Origin of the sequence: Sediminibacillus sp. JSM 1682029, from assembly GCF_041366435.1 — a bacterium.
Classification (GTDB): Bacteria; Bacillota; Bacilli; order Bacillales; family Amphibacillaceae; genus Sediminibacillus; species Sediminibacillus terrae.
In genome coordinates this window covers 177,777-192,084 of record NZ_JBEWYY010000005.1, presented here as the reverse complement: position 1 = coordinate 192,084, position 14,308 = coordinate 177,777, and the positions used below count along the sequence as shown (strand labels likewise).

Annotated in this window: 14 protein-coding genes and 1 pseudogene; 10 read left to right on the top strand and 5 right to left on the bottom strand. The window is 42.0% G+C overall.

What is annotated here, in order from left to right:
- Positions 1-204 precede the first annotated feature (204 nt).
- The 7 genes from ABVF09_RS10625 (at position 205) to ABVF09_RS10595 (ending at position 4,995) form a co-directional block, all read left to right on the top strand.
- A complete protein-coding gene (locus ABVF09_RS10625) occupies positions 205-978 on the top strand; it encodes a TerC family protein (RefSeq protein WP_026570184.1) in 774 nt (257 codons plus the stop codon).
- A gap of 21 nt (positions 979-999) precedes the next feature.
- Positions 1,000-2,049, top strand: coding sequence for an AbrB family transcriptional regulator (locus ABVF09_RS10620; protein ID WP_371069180.1), 1,050 nt, complete (start codon positions 1,000-1,002; stop codon positions 2,047-2,049).
- 133 nt (positions 2,050-2,182) lie between these two features.
- Positions 2,183-2,788 carry an alpha/beta hydrolase gene (locus ABVF09_RS10615; RefSeq protein ID WP_371069203.1) on the top strand — a complete coding sequence of 202 codons (606 nt, stop codon included), beginning with the start codon at positions 2,183-2,185 and terminating at the stop codon, positions 2,786-2,788.
- Between the two features lie 83 nt (positions 2,789-2,871).
- Positions 2,872-3,243: a VOC family protein gene (locus tag ABVF09_RS10610; protein WP_026570187.1), complete on the top strand. Its 372-nt coding sequence runs from the start codon at positions 2,872-2,874 to the stop codon at positions 3,241-3,243.
- Positions 3,244-3,355: 112 nt separating this feature from the next.
- A complete protein-coding gene (locus ABVF09_RS10605) occupies positions 3,356-3,559 on the top strand; it encodes a DUF6501 family protein (protein ID WP_026771280.1) in 204 nt (67 codons plus the stop codon).
- Positions 3,560-3,797: 238 nt separating this feature from the next.
- Complete coding sequence (locus ABVF09_RS10600; RefSeq protein WP_026771281.1) at positions 3,798-4,367, top strand: histidine phosphatase family protein; 570 nt, start codon at positions 3,798-3,800, stop codon at positions 4,365-4,367.
- A gap of 388 nt (positions 4,368-4,755) precedes the next feature.
- A complete protein-coding gene (locus ABVF09_RS10595) occupies positions 4,756-4,995 on the top strand; it encodes a ferredoxin family protein (protein WP_026570189.1) in 240 nt (79 codons plus the stop codon).
- An 84-nt stretch (positions 4,996-5,079) separates the two neighbouring features.
- On the opposite strand, the gene ABVF09_RS10590 is transcribed toward ABVF09_RS10595, so the two are convergent.
- Positions 5,080-5,364: an acylphosphatase gene (locus ABVF09_RS10590; protein WP_026570190.1), complete on the bottom strand. Its 285-nt coding sequence runs from the start codon at positions 5,362-5,364 to the stop codon at positions 5,080-5,082.
- A gap of 195 nt (positions 5,365-5,559) precedes the next feature.
- On the opposite strand from ABVF09_RS10590, the gene ABVF09_RS10585 reads away from it, so the two are divergent.
- The 3 genes from ABVF09_RS10585 (at position 5,560) to ABVF09_RS10575 (ending at position 9,641) form a co-directional block, all read left to right on the top strand.
- Positions 5,560-7,098, top strand: a complete 1,539-nt coding sequence (locus ABVF09_RS10585; RefSeq protein WP_371069179.1) for an FAD-dependent oxidoreductase — start codon at positions 5,560-5,562, stop codon at positions 7,096-7,098.
- A gap of 217 nt (positions 7,099-7,315) precedes the next feature.
- Entirely contained in the window at positions 7,316-8,464 is a 1,149-nt protein-coding gene (locus tag ABVF09_RS10580; RefSeq protein ID WP_371069178.1) for an NAD-dependent epimerase/dehydratase family protein, read from the top strand.
- A gap of 16 nt (positions 8,465-8,480) precedes the next feature.
- A complete protein-coding gene (locus ABVF09_RS10575) occupies positions 8,481-9,641 on the top strand; it encodes a glycosyltransferase family 4 protein (RefSeq protein ID WP_051390409.1) in 1,161 nt (386 codons plus the stop codon).
- Between the two features lie 180 nt (positions 9,642-9,821).
- On the opposite strand, the gene ABVF09_RS10570 is transcribed toward ABVF09_RS10575, so the two are convergent.
- From ABVF09_RS10570 to ABVF09_RS10555, 4 genes and pseudogenes are all read right to left on the bottom strand, one after another.
- A complete protein-coding gene (locus ABVF09_RS10570) occupies positions 9,822-10,808 on the bottom strand; it encodes an LAGLIDADG family homing endonuclease (protein ID WP_371069202.1) in 987 nt (328 codons plus the stop codon).
- A 217-nt stretch (positions 10,809-11,025) separates the two neighbouring features.
- Positions 11,026-12,192 carry a TraB/GumN family protein gene (locus ABVF09_RS10565; protein WP_153462677.1) on the bottom strand — a complete coding sequence of 389 codons (1,167 nt, stop codon included), beginning with the start codon at positions 12,190-12,192 and terminating at the stop codon, positions 11,026-11,028.
- A gap of 194 nt (positions 12,193-12,386) precedes the next feature.
- A complete protein-coding gene (locus ABVF09_RS10560) occupies positions 12,387-13,805 on the bottom strand; it encodes a YfcC family protein (protein ID WP_371069177.1) in 1,419 nt (472 codons plus the stop codon).
- Positions 13,806-14,102: 297 nt separating this feature from the next.
- Positions 14,103-14,270 (bottom strand): annotated as a pseudogene (locus ABVF09_RS10555) (transposase); the annotation flags it as partial.
- Between the last annotated feature and the right edge of the window lie 38 nt (positions 14,271-14,308).

Here is a 14,308-nt window from a genome sequence, read left to right as displayed (position 1 = left end):
CGTTTATCACGTTTTTCAATACCAGAAGTAGAGTTAGTGGAAAAGGTAGCTTGTGCTTGCAAAATATCCAGTGGAAGAAGGATGCAGGCATATGAATTTTCTTTGTCTGCCTGGCTCATCGGTACATATTCTCTGCCAGTTGGACAAGGCTCGATTTTAGGAAGGCAACGATTATAGATACACAGAAAGAAAGAAGGTCTCAAGATGGATACAGGTATTTTACTTGAGTATGGATGGACTTTGCTTGCGTTGATCGGCCTCGAGGGGCTGTTGGCTGCGGATAATGCTTTGGTGATGGCATTGATTGTCAAACATTTACCGGAAGAAAAACAAAGAAAAGCACTCCTCTATGGATTGGGAGGGGCCTTTGTTTTTCGATTCGGTTCTTTATTTTTCATTTCTTTTCTGATTGATATCTGGCAGGTTCAGGCTTTAGGTGCTTTATACTTGTTATTTATCTCGATAAATAATTTATTGAAAATCTTTTTTAAAAAAGAAGAGGCGGAAGGTGCCGTTGCAAAGCCAGCCAAGGGCTCTGGTTTTTGGACAACGGTTGTCAAAGTAGAGTTGGCGGACATCGCTTTTGCCGTGGATTCCATTTTGGCAGCCGTCGCATTGGCGACCACGCTCCCGCCGACTGCCATTCCGGCTATCGGAGGGATGGATGGTGCTCAGTTTGTTGTCATTCTTGCCGGCGGAATGATAGGTTTGATCCTGATCAGGATTGCCGCCTCTTATATCGTGAAGTTATTGAAGAAAAGACCAGGTCTGGAAGCAGCCGCCTATGTGATAGTCGGTTGGGTGGCTGTCAAGCTAGCGGTCCATACCCTGGCCCATCCTCAGTTAGCGATCATCCCGGCTGAATTTCCTGAAACGACTTTGTGGAAAACGATTTTCTGGGTGGTAATGGTGAGCATCGCATTGCTCGGTTGGTTTTGGAAACCTTCTGCCAATCAAGAAAGCAATCAAAAGTATTAAGCTGGAAAGCAGGTGGCTGGTATGGAGAATTTCTTGGTCCGATTATTTATCACATATTTCATTGGAATTGTCGGTGGATTTTTATTTAATTGGTTACATCTACCGCTGCCTTGGATTCTCGGTCCGGTTGCCAGCCTGCTCATCTTTAAACTTTTTCCTTTTGCAAGCACAGCAGCTTCGTTACGGCTGAGGAAAGTCAGTTTTTCTATTTTGGGTATCCAGATTGGTGCCACATTCACTGCTGCAACACTGTCTACTGTCGTTCCGTATCTCATTCCTTACACAGCCATGACTCTGCTCCTGATTGCTTTAAGCCTGGTTAGTGCTTATTTAATAACAAAATGGGTGAATTTAGATGTGACAACAAGTTTACTTGGCAGCATTCCAGGTGGTTTGTCGACTGTTTTAGCATTGAGTGACTCGTTCTATGGCAATACGGTGTTGGTCACCATTTTTCAAACCATTCGCCTAGTTGCTGTATTGTTCATCATCCCGTTCTCGGCTACCCATTTGTTTTTCCACCAAACACAACCTGCTGCACAAGGTGCAGTGGTGCAGCAGGCAGGTAATGGCCCGGCATGGACCATCATCCTTTTTATTGCTGCATTTTTGATCGGTTTCTTGCTGCAAAGGTGGGTGCCGGCATCGCTGGTTTTGATGCCGATGTTGATAACAGCTGCTTTGCAAATCAATGGTATCTCCTTATTCCTACTGCCGACTAGTGCTTATTTATTTGCACAGCTAACGATCGGCGTTTATCTCGGGGACTCGATTTCGGTCAAAGACCTGAAAACGGCTGGAAAGTATTGTGTTTATTTTTTCTGTCTCGCTATTTTGTTGATCATTACCTCGTTTATGTTCGGTTTCCTTTTTAGTTCTTTGACCAACTTGAATACTGCTACAGCAGTACTTAGCCTGGCGCCAGGCGGGTTAATCGAAATGGCTCTGACAGCGCAAGCAGTGAACGGTGATCCGTCGATTGTCAGCTCGCTGCAGATGATACGTCTGCTAACGATCGTGTTGGTGCTGCCATTTTTTCTGAAATGGCTGTTGAAAAAAATACATTCTTAATTGTCTCCATTTGCCAGGAGAAAGAAATATGATAAAATAATCTTGAATCCGAGATATTATCGGGTGATAATAATAATAATATGTAAACTATATTTTAATCAGTAAGCGAACCTAAGGAGGATGCAAATTGGAAATGAAACATTTTTACCGCGAAGGTACAAATCCAGAAGCCCCTGTGCTGTTACTGCTTCACGGAACAGGAGGAACAGAAAAAGACCTTGAACCAGTAGCGGATATGATAGATCCAGAAGCTTCTGTGTTAGGAGTGAAAGGAAACGTATCAGAGAATGGAATGGCACGTTTTTTCCGTCGATTGCGGGAAGGTGTATTTGATGAGGAAGATTTGGTTGCCCGTACTAATGAGCTTCATGTCTTCCTCGATGAAGCCGCTTCTGCTTACCACTTTGACAGAAATAATATCGTAGCTGTCGGTTATTCGAATGGTGCCAACATTGCCGGAAGCCTGTTGTTCCATCACCCTTCTTCCCTTGCCAGTGCTATCTTGTTCCATCCAATGGTTCCCATAAGAGGAATTGACCTTCCTTCTTTGACGGGAAACAGGGTGTTCATAGGTGCAGGTACAAACGATCCATTGATTGACAGCAAGGAAACCGAAGAGCTGGAGCAAATGCTAAAGAATGCTGGTGCACAGGTAACGGTTCACTGGGAAAGCATGGGACATCAATTATCTCAAAGAGAAGTGTTACAAGCAAAATCATGGTATAGTGAGGAGAGGTAGTAAATAACGATTTGGGAGGCAAGGCATTGTTGGCTGTCTCCTATGTCATCCGAACCTTCCAATCGTCGCAGGGGGATAGTATGATGGTTTATCACTTTCAAGGAATTGATCATGTACAGCTTGCAGCTCCTAATGGTAGCGAACAAAAGGCGAGAGAATTTTTTTCTGATTTGTTAGGAATGGAAGAAATCGAAAAACCTGAGGAGTTAAAGAAAAATGGCGGCGTCTGGTTTATGTGCGGGGACCACCAGCTCCACGTCGGCATCGAGGAGCCATTTGAACCAGCCAGAAAAGCACATCCTGCTTTTTATGTTGGGAATTTGGAAGGATTGAAAGCTGCGTTGAGAAGCAGACATATCGAAGTGGAAGACGATGATCGGCTTCCTGGATATAAGCGTTTTTATTTGGAAGATCCCTTTGGCAATCGCTTGGAGTTTTTGGAAAGGCTTAGTTGAAAATGATTTCGGATAGGGTTAGCAATGGAAACCGGCGAAGTTACTAAGTTTTTTACTTTGGAATCGAAAAATAAATTATGGGAAAATGCAAAATGGAAGGAAGGTGAGCGAAGTGATCCATAAAAACTGGGAAAATAATGTAACAGTGAAGCAAATTAAATGCATCCATAATGATGCAAAAAAATTCGTAGTAGATAAGACACTTACTCCAGGGAAAGTGTATGATGTAAAAAACGAAACAGAAGAATTTTATTTTATCATTGATAACACCAACAGAATCGGTGGATTCCATAAAGAATATTTTGAAGAAATGTAACCAAAAAACTAACCGTCATCGTACGGTTAGTTTTTTTGGTTGAATCTGCGTGAATTTACTTGTGGGCGAAAAAATTTCCGGATTTTTTTCCTTTCGGTATTTGTGAATAGAATGTATAATCTATGGCGAAAATGAACAGTAGCGCAGATCGAAAACTTCGATAATTCCATTTTGACCCTTGTTTTTAAAGAGAAGTTGTCTGATAATAGAGTTAATTCCCTTGGAGGAGATGGTTGGTTTGAAAAGACTGTTTATGATCCGTCATTGTAGCGCAGAAGGACAGCATAAAGATTCCCCCTTAACAAGGGACGGTGTGAAGCAAGCCCAGGTTGTTTCTGCATTCTTGCAAAACTATGGCTATCAACTGGACCGGATTATATCCAGCCCTTTTTTGCGGGCGGTCGAGAGTATCAAACCATATGCTGAGCGGCACAATTTATCCATCGAGATAGATGAAAGGCTGGAAGAACGATTGCTAAGTGAAGAACCAATCGATGATTGGCTCGACGTTTTAGAAGAATCATTTACAGATAGAGATTTCAGACTCCCTGGAGGAGAGTCGTCGAACGACGCCAGTTTACGGGCTGGTCAGTTGATCGATGAAATAATGGCGGATGATACATGCGAGAACATCGGTATTGTAACGCATGGGAATTTACTCGCTTTGCTGCTGAACAGCTATCAAGCGGATATCGGTTTCTCCCAATGGAAGGGGTTTACAAATCCGGATGTGTATCTAATTCAAAAAACGGGCGGAGAATATATAGTGGAGCGGATTTGGTCAGATGACGAGCCTGTTGTGAGTTAATCCTTTCCATTACCATCCATCACAGCCCCTTATCTAAGTCATAGGGGCTGTCGGCGCTTTATATCTATTTGATATGGACAAGCAATGCCGGTTTTATTCTCTCCTGTCATTTCCCCGAATAACACTCGTTGTCCGATAACTCTTCAAGATTTCTCCAAATAATTACCGTGTCAGCAATGTTTGTCGGTAAAGGTAGAAAAATGAAAAAAGATATAGTATACTCTAACAGAATGCTTTGTTGGTACTGTTTTGCCAAAAGCCTGTTTGGCATGCAATACTGTTAAGTATCCAATAATTTGGTATAATAAATAATCTAGTAAGGCGGTTAAGCGGTGCTGTGACCACCTATTTCTAGCAGAAGGCCGATTTTAAGAAGGAGGAGATAAACTTGGCATTTGTGATTACATCACCTTGTAAAACAGAAAAAGCTGGCGAATGCATGGAGGTTTGTCCAGTAGATTGTATAGAAGAAGGAAAAGATATGTTCTATATTGATCCCGACATTTGCATCGACTGTGGTGCATGTGAAGCGGTATGTCCGGTTGAAGCCATCTATATGGAGGATGAAGTTCCGGAAGAGGAAAATGAATATATCGCCCTGAACCGTAAATTTTTCCAGGAAAATTAACGTGTGATAAAAAAGAAAATGTTGTTTTTATACTTAAAAAAGCCGCTGTAGTTTTCAGCGGCTTTTTTGTTATGTTCAATTGATTCAGTAATGGACTTCAAATGAGCCATAGCCTTTATCCGTTTGAGACCTTTCGACGTCTAAATTTTCTACTTTTATAAAACGGTGAGGACCTTTCCTGATTGTTTCAATAAATTGGTCCACCTGTCTATCCGTTCCCTCTGCTTCCAACTCGACATCGCCGTTTGGCAGATTCCTTACCCAGCCTTTCACCCCGATTTCCATTGCTTTTTGTTGGGCAGTTGCCCGGAATCCAACACCTTGAACATTTCCTTTGGCAATCATATGTGCGTTTGTCACTTCATTCACCTCAAATTCCTATTTTGTTTTCCATTGCCTGAAGGCCGATAGACAAAACATATTCTCTTACATTATAACGAAGGCGTGTCAGCAGCCAAAATAAACGAAATGCGCTTGGAGGGGAAAAATAGTAGGTTTATTGATTGAAGCAGAAGGAAAAACACAAGGGAGCAGTATTACCAAGAGACAGAGGAGGAAAACTGGATGAAAGGCAAAAAGGCGGACTCACATACAATGCCCAATACAGAATCATACTGGCGGGACACAGTCCAAATCCCTTCTTTTCCGAAGTTGGAAGAGGATTTGGATGTGGATGTAGGAATAGTTGGGGGAGGCATTACAGGCATCCTTTCTGCCTATTTGCTGGCTGAAGAAGGCTATGCTGTAGCATTGCTGGAGGCCGAAAGTTTGTTAAACGGAACCACCGGTAATACGACTGCCAAAGTGACTGCACAGCACGGATTGATTTATGACGAATTGATAAAACGTTTCGATCCCGCAACCGCTTCTGCTTATTATCAGTTTAATATGCAAGCTATGGAATGGATCAAGCAAATCATCGAACAGAAGCAGATTTCATGCGATTTTTCTGAAGAAGACGCTTATCTGTTTACTAATTCCGGGGAAGGCGTCAAATTTCTCATGGATGAAAAAAATGCTTACAAGCAGCTGGGGATAAATCATGATTACCTCGAGAAGGTGCCATTGAATATACCTGTAAAAGCCGCATTGAGGATGGACCGGCAATATCAGTTCCACCCGCTGAAATTTCTAGCCAGACTCCTTGAAGACGTGCAAGCCCTCGGGGTCCAAATATTTGAAAATACGATGGCTACTGGAGTGGAGAATCTCGAATATCCAGCCATCCAGACAAGAGAAGGTCATCAGGTCCGCTGTCAAAAGATCGTGGAAGCTTCTCATTTTCCATTCACGGATGCAAGAGGAGGTTTTTCGACCAGACTATACCCGGAACGATCCTATGTCACAGCGGTGCGGACAAAAGCTGCATACCCTGGCGGAATGTATGCCAGTGTCGACTCACCAATGCGATCGATCCGCGCTGTTCCTAATCAAGATGGAATGTTGTGGTTAATCGGCGGAGAGTCCCATAAAACCGGGCAAGGGGGTGAAACGGAAAAGCGTTATAAATCACTGATCGACTATGCCCGGGAGCATTTTTCTGCTGAGGAAGTACCGTATTGCTGGTCCTCCCAGGATTTAACAACGCTGGACAAATTGCCTTATATCGGTCCGCTTTCTGCTACACAGCCGAATATTCTCGTGGTTACCGGTTTCCGGAAATGGGGAATGACGCTGGCAGCAGGAGCAGCCCTACTGATTACGGATATGGTAAGCGGTAAAAAGAACCGTTTTCAAAAAATGTTTGCCCCAGATCGTTTTCACCCTGCAACTCAGTTGAAAGCATTCGGTGAGTACAACGCCGACTCTCTGAAAGAATTGGTGAAAGGGAAGTTGGACAAAAATTCGACCGACATAGAAAATATCCCTGCCACTCAAGCGGGCATTGTTCGGATTAAAGGAGAACGCACTGGTGTTTATCGAGATCATAAAGGAACGGTTCATATGATAGACACCACTTGTACCCATTTGGGGTGTGAAGTGAATTGGAATCAAGCAGAAAAGACGTGGGACTGCCCCTGTCATGGTTCAAGATTTTCCGTAACAGGCGAAGTGCTGGAAGGTCCGGCTAAAAAGCCTTTAAAACAAAAAGACAACCGATAATTTGATCTATAGTATTGCTTTTCCACCTTTACCGGCTCCCGATAATGAAATATCTGACAAAAAAAGTATGGATTTTCTTGGTCTGGTAAATATAATGTAAAATATACAAAGTGTTTGAGAAATTCGTACTGATATAAAGGTTTATATTTCTCTTGCGTGCTGTTATGTTTTATAATGATGGTTAGTTGTGTAATGAAATTGTAACAGGAGGGGAACTATGAGAATTATAGTAGCTGGAGGAGACGGCTTTTGTGGTTGGCCGACTGCTTTATATCTTTCGAAACAAGGCCACGAAGTATCGATTGTTGATAACTTGGTGAGGAGAAAAATAGACGAAGAGTTACGCTCTAATTCCGTCACCCCGATTGCCACATTGGAACAACGGGTTGCAAAGTGGAAAGAGTTGACCGGGAAAGAAATAAAAACGTTTGTCGGTGACTTGAACCACTATGATTTTCTGGCGGAAGTATTTAAACAGACCAAACCGGATGCGTTTGTGCATTTTGCAGAACAACGCTCTGCTCCTTATTCCATGATAGATAGAGAGCATGCTGTTTACACACAATCGAACAACGTGATCGGCAATTTGAATGTTTTGTATGCTATAAAAGAGTTCGCACCGGAATGCCACTTGATTAAGCTTGGCACAATGGGAGAGTATGGCACGCCGAATATTGACATTGAAGAAGGGTATTTGGAAATCGAACACAATGGACGGAAAGACAAGCTTCCTTACCCTAAACAACCGGGTTCTTTCTATCATTTGTCAAAGGTACATGACAGCCATAACATCATGTTTGCCTGCAAAATTTGGGGTATTAGGGCTACTGACTTAAACCAGGGAGTAGTTTACGGTTTACATACAGATGAGACAGAAATGGATCCTGTACTCGCCAACCGGCTTGATTACGATGGCGTATATGGTACGGCGCTAAATCGCTTCATCATCCAAGCGGCGACCGGTCATGACTTAACCGTTTATGGAACCGGTGGACAAACCCGAGCTTTTTTGAATATTAAAGACACCGTGAGATGTGTGGAAATCGCTACTGAAACTCCTGCGGATAAGGGAGAATTCCGAGTGTTCAATCAATTCACGGAGTACTTCTCCGTGCAAGACTTGGCGGAAAAGGTTCAGAAAGTGGCTGGGGAAACCGGTTTGACACCGGAAATTTCCCATATTGATAATCCGCGGGTAGAAGCGGAGGAGCATTATTACCATGCTGTCAATACCAAGCTTCGTGATTTGGGATTAGAACCCAATTTACTGACAGATGAAGTTATCAAAGGAATTCTGACTGCGGCGCTTGATCACAAAGGCCGCGTGATAAAAGAAAACGTACTACCATCAATCTCTTGGAAATAGACAAAGGAGCTTCACCTTGAAAATAGCAATCATTACAGAAACCTTTTTACCATCCACTGATGGCGTGGTTACCAGGCTGACAGAGGCAATTAAATATCTTCGGAAACTGAACCACGAAGTAGTAGTGATAGCGCCTGATTTGGGAGTATACGAGTACAAAGGGGCGGTGGTGGAAGGAGTTAAAACCACCACTATGCCTTTTTATCGTTATCGTCCATTTTCACTGCCGCAAAAAAAGGTAAAAAGAATACTGGAAAAACACCAGCCAGATTTAGTACATGTTGTCAATCCTGCATTGGTGGGAGCTGCCGGAGTACACTATGCGGAAAAATTAGGTTTTCCATTAATTGCTTCTTACCACACACATGTACCGAAATATTTGGACTATTATAAATTGTACCGGCCTCTAAAGCCGATTTTTTGGAGTTATTTCAGGAAATTGCACAATAAAGCGGAGTTAAACCTGTGTACTTCGGTGACAATCCAAAAAGAGCTTCAGGAAAAAGAATTTTTCAACGTGCATGTGTGGAAGAGAGGGGTGGATATTGAAAAATACCATCCCGACCATTACAGTGAAGCAATGCGCAGTAGATTGACGAATAACCAAAAAGATAAGAAGTTGTTACTTTTTGTTGGACGACTGGCAATCGAAAAAGAAATCCATAAGTTAAAACCTTTACTCGAAACGCGAGAGGACGTCTGTCTGGCTATTGTGGGAGATGGTCCTGCCAGAGAAGAGCTGGAGCAGGTGTTCAAGGGAACAAATACATTGTTCACCGGCTTTATGCATGGTCAAGAACTATCAGAAGCTTTTGCCAGTGCAGATGCGTTCGTGTTTCCATCCATAACGGAAACGCTTGGATTGGTTATACTGGAATCCATGGCTTCAGGATTGCCGGTGATAGCTGCAGAAAGCGGCCCGACGATGGAGCAAATCGATCATGGCAGAACTGGTTTATTGTTTGAAAACGAGAATACAGACAGTATGATCCAAACACTAAATCATTTGGAAAAACCGGAAGAACTGAAGCAAATGAAAAGGAACGCCAGACTGGAAGCTGAAAAGTTCAGTTGGGAAAAGCCTTCTCAGCAATTGATGCAGTTCTATGAACAAACTCTGCAATTGCATCAAATCGGAACCATATCATTCAGGGAATCTCAGGAAGAAAATTTATAAGCGGTAATTGAATGCTCGACATGGATACCGAAAAATTTTCAATATCTCAATATCTCAAGAATACTTCGTTTTTGAGACTTGAGATATTGTTTCGAGTATAACTTCCTATAATATATGTTATGTAAACAAGAAACAAAAAAAGAAAAACTGAACATTATAAATAATGCTCGGTACTCTATCCTAACTATTGTTAAGTATATATATTCTGTAGTAAACGATGTCCTCTTTTAAGAAGTTGTTTTTACTTTTGATTTCCTGGATTTTATTTCGGAAAATGGAATCACTTTTCAACCAGTTATAATAAGTCGCTTTTACTATCCTAGTATAATGACAAGCTTGTTCAAGATTATTTGATTGTTGGTATTTGTCCAGAAATAATTGTTTTCTCTTTTTCACTGCTTGCTTGGTGTTTTTCTTGATTCTGTCCTGTAACACGCTAGAGTGTTTATATTCATTGGAAAACACCTGAAATTTTCTTTGTAAGAAAATTTCTCCTTCTCTTCTATAGATCCATTCAGCAAAAAGCTTGATCGTTTTCCTTCCTCTTAAATAGACTCTTGTATAATTGCTATAATAACGGATAGTAGTGTTCAGATTTTGTTTGGTTAGTATTTTTCTTAGCCTTTCCATAAATGCTATCGAACCTCCTACAAACACAACCTCGAATTGTTCGTAGTTTACGTAGCCATCCCCGTCAAAATAACCTCTAATAAAGTGATGCAGATACGGTTCTGGTATTTCGGGAAACTCCAATACAGCGGATTTATTCGGTCTGAATCCATGTAGCTCCATTAAGTCATGCTTCAATATTTTGCTGTTCAGATTCAAGACATATACACCGGTTTTGGCATTTTGATAAAGAGGTTGATTGGAGTTTATTTCTTTTTTTATCTTTTCCAAAATGTCGGGATCTTTTTGTGAAAAGCTTACTGTTTGGTTATCTTTCGGAAGATTTCCGTCTGCGGCGAAGAATCCTAAAATATAGGCCATATTATTTGACCAGGTTTTGAAATAATCTTCATTGAGCGTGTACTTCCGTTTCCAGCTCCCTCTTGGCCTAAGAGATACATCGTTCGCATGAAGAATTGTTCGGACATATCTTGGTGTAACATTGGCTGCTTTCCCTATCTCAGATGTGCTATATCCCTCTTTATACATGGCGACCATTTCTTTTACATCTAACAAACGTTTTCGTTTTTTCGACAACAAAATATCCCCCTTTTCGATGGTTTTCAAGCTTCAGAAATCGCTTTCAATTATGAAAAAGCAACACCTGCCCCCTCCTGCCTTGTCCACTGCAGCTGTATTGGTTTGCCTCTTTCGATTATACCGAACATAAGTTCTTATTTCCATAAAAAAACACCCTGTAACGGGTGCCTTTTGATTAGATGTTTTCGAAGAATAAGCGGATGACGTCGGCGCCTCCGATCACGGTGCCCAATGAACTTCCGATGTTGGCTAAAACGACAATCAGCAGTATTCTCGTGACTTTATTGTTCCAAAATCCTTTTACATGAAGTACATCTTCCGATAGCGTTTCAAAATCCCCCACTTTTGGCTTTCGTATAAGCGCCTGTACGAATCCTGCAAACCAGCCGGCGGCAATCAATGGATTCAATGAGGTGATCGGTGCAGCCACGAAAGCAGTCAAAACTGCAAGCGGATGGCCAAGCGCCAGGGCCGTACCCAAAGCAGAAAAGGACCCGTTCCATAATACCCAGCTAATGGTTTGCTGGGCGCCAGCAGAAGGATTAGCGTAGAAAGTATAAGCGATTAAGGCGATGATCAAGACGGGTATCATCCAGCCGATTAGTTTCGGAAGCTTCGACTTAGGCGGCTGCTTCCTTAGCTGGTTTAAATCATGCTCTTGGTGTATTTCCTTGGTTATGCCTGGAACATGAGCAGCTCCAAGAACCGCGACAATCTTTTTACCTGGTGCCTCTTTTATTTTTTGAGAAAGATATTGGTCACGTTCATCTATCAATGGCACCTTTAAACGCGGAAAATTTTCTGTAAAGTCATTGAGCATGGAATCGAGCATATCCTGCGACTTCATTTTCTCCAGCTCTTCCTCTGTAATGGATTCATTACTGAAAATACTATAGACAACCTGCATCATCAGTTTTGCCTTTCCCCAGAACCCCACACCATGCCAAATACGCGAGAAGGTTGTTTGTATATTTCTGTCTGCTAAAACAAGCTCTGCATCGATTTCTTTTGCCGATTCGATGCCCTGTATCATCTCCTGCCCGGCATTTATACCAAATTGCTTGGCCATACGCTTTTGAAAGGAAGAAATGGCCAAATTCATTAACAATAGAGTTGCTTTTTTCTCTTTTATGATATGGAATATATTGGTTTCCGTCCATTTACTGCCTTCGCTGATCGATTGATATCTTTGGTCATCAAGTTCGATGCAAACAGCATCAGGCCTCTCTGCTTCTATTACTTCTTTTACTTGTTCAGCACTGTGTTTCGAAACGTGTGCTGTACCGATCAAAATGATTTCTTTGTCGTTAACCTGGACTCTCGTGATATTTTGTTCTTCCATAAACTACCTTCCTTTACTTTCCCGCAATAGAAATGCTTAGTAACAGGTCGTCAATTAAAAATGTTACATGACTCTTTCTATTATAAACGTTTTTAAATAGAAGAAAAAGAAGATTCCTCCATCCTTTCCTGCTTACATAAAAAACATGCGAGACAAAATCCGTATTTCACCCCGCATGTTTTTTAGTTGGACAATCAGAATGGTCCCCAATTGATCATCACGCCTATTGTTAACATGATGACGGCAATGACCACCCAGGCAATAAACAAAGGAAAGATGAATTTCAACCACTTTGTCCATGGTACACCTGCCACTGCAAGACTGGCCATCAGAATCCCGGAAGTCGGGAAGATACTGTTCGTTAAACCATCTCCGAACTGAAAGGCCTGAACAGCGACCTGTCTCGTCACTCCCACCATATCTGCGAGCGGTGCAAGCATCGGCATGGAAATCATCGCCTGACCACTTCCGGAGTTTACTAAAAAGTTAAGAAAGGCGCTGGAAATGAACATGCCTATCGCAGCCAATACGGAAGGAAGGCTTTCCAAGGGAACGGACAATGCAAGGACGATTGTGTCTAGTACTTGTCCCTCTTCAAGTACGACAATGACTGCTCTAGCCAACCCGACAACCAATGCTCCGTAGACCAACTTTTGCGTCCCTTGTAAGAAAGTAATGGCGATTGTATTGTAATGCATGCCCGCAATGACTCCTGAAACAATGCCGATAAGCACGAAGAATGCAGCCATATGATTGATGGTCCATCCCATTTCTATCGATGCATATACAAAGAATGCTAACCCCAATCCTACAAAACTTAAGAGGAATTTGTGACGAAGCGTGAATTCCTCTGTCAAGGTTTGAACTTCTTCGTCGTCTTGATAGATTCCCACGATACTTTTTGTAGGATCTTTCATTATTTTCTTCGCATACCGCCATGTGTACCAGATGGTAAGGGATAAAATGACAACAAACACAACGATTCGGAACAAGGCTCCTGAAAACATCGGTAAATCGGCTATGTTTTGGGCAATGCCCACTGTATAAGGATTGATGAACCCGACATTGAAACCAGCAAAGTTGGCACCGAATGTGATAGCCACTGCGATGATTGGATCAAGCTTGAGGGTTCTTGCAATAATCACCCCGATTGCTACGAAAGCGATGACCGCATTAGCCACCGCCCCTACTGCACCCCCGACAGCGAATAAAGTGGAAACAATGGCAATCATCCAAAATTCCCTTCCTCGAGTGAGACGGACTGCGCTATTGATCGCGCCGCGCAAAGCACCGGAACGTTCAATAATTTCAAATGCCCCTCCGGTGAATAAAACCATGAATATAATATCAGCTGATTGAACCATCCCCATCTGAATTGCGGTGAAAATATCCATCGGGCTCAGCCAGGAGCTGTCTGTCTGGGTGTATGTATCTGGAATGACTCTTGTTACACCTTCCACTGTTTCCCTTTCAAAAGTTCCGGATGGAACCAGATATGTAGCAAGTACACCAGCTAATAAGACCAAAAACAAAATCACATAAGTATCTGGCATTTCCCATCGCTTTCTCTCGTTGTTTATTGCTTTCTCCTTTTCGCCTTTTGATAATGCCATTAACCATTTAACCCCCATGTTGTTTATTTAAATTGAGAAGGTGATAGCCTGCTCTCAATTTTTTCCGCTGTCTTCTAAAAAATTAGAATATTTTCATTTTTGCATATATATTAACTTAGCATACAATCAAGCAAAAAGAAAATCAATTTCGCTTGGCGTTTCATGGATTTCATGTAATCTGAAAAAGTCCTTTCAAATCTAGAAGAGATTTTAAAGTTTGTTGTTGATTCTCACGAATCGCTTATCGCGGAATCAACAGAGGGTAAACGAAAAAGAAGTGATTTTCTTTGAAAGTCTGGGATCAATGACGTCATCTTCTGATGCTATTTCAAGAAAATATTTGAAGGACATGTCGACCTGAGCTCGTTCCACGAGATCTACGTCTGACAACGTATAGATGGTTTTTAGAAGGAGGTATTTGAACATACGAATGGGATAAACTGCGTTTCGCCCATTATCATGACATTATTAGCTTACTTCCGTCGTAAACGTTGTCCTCTACA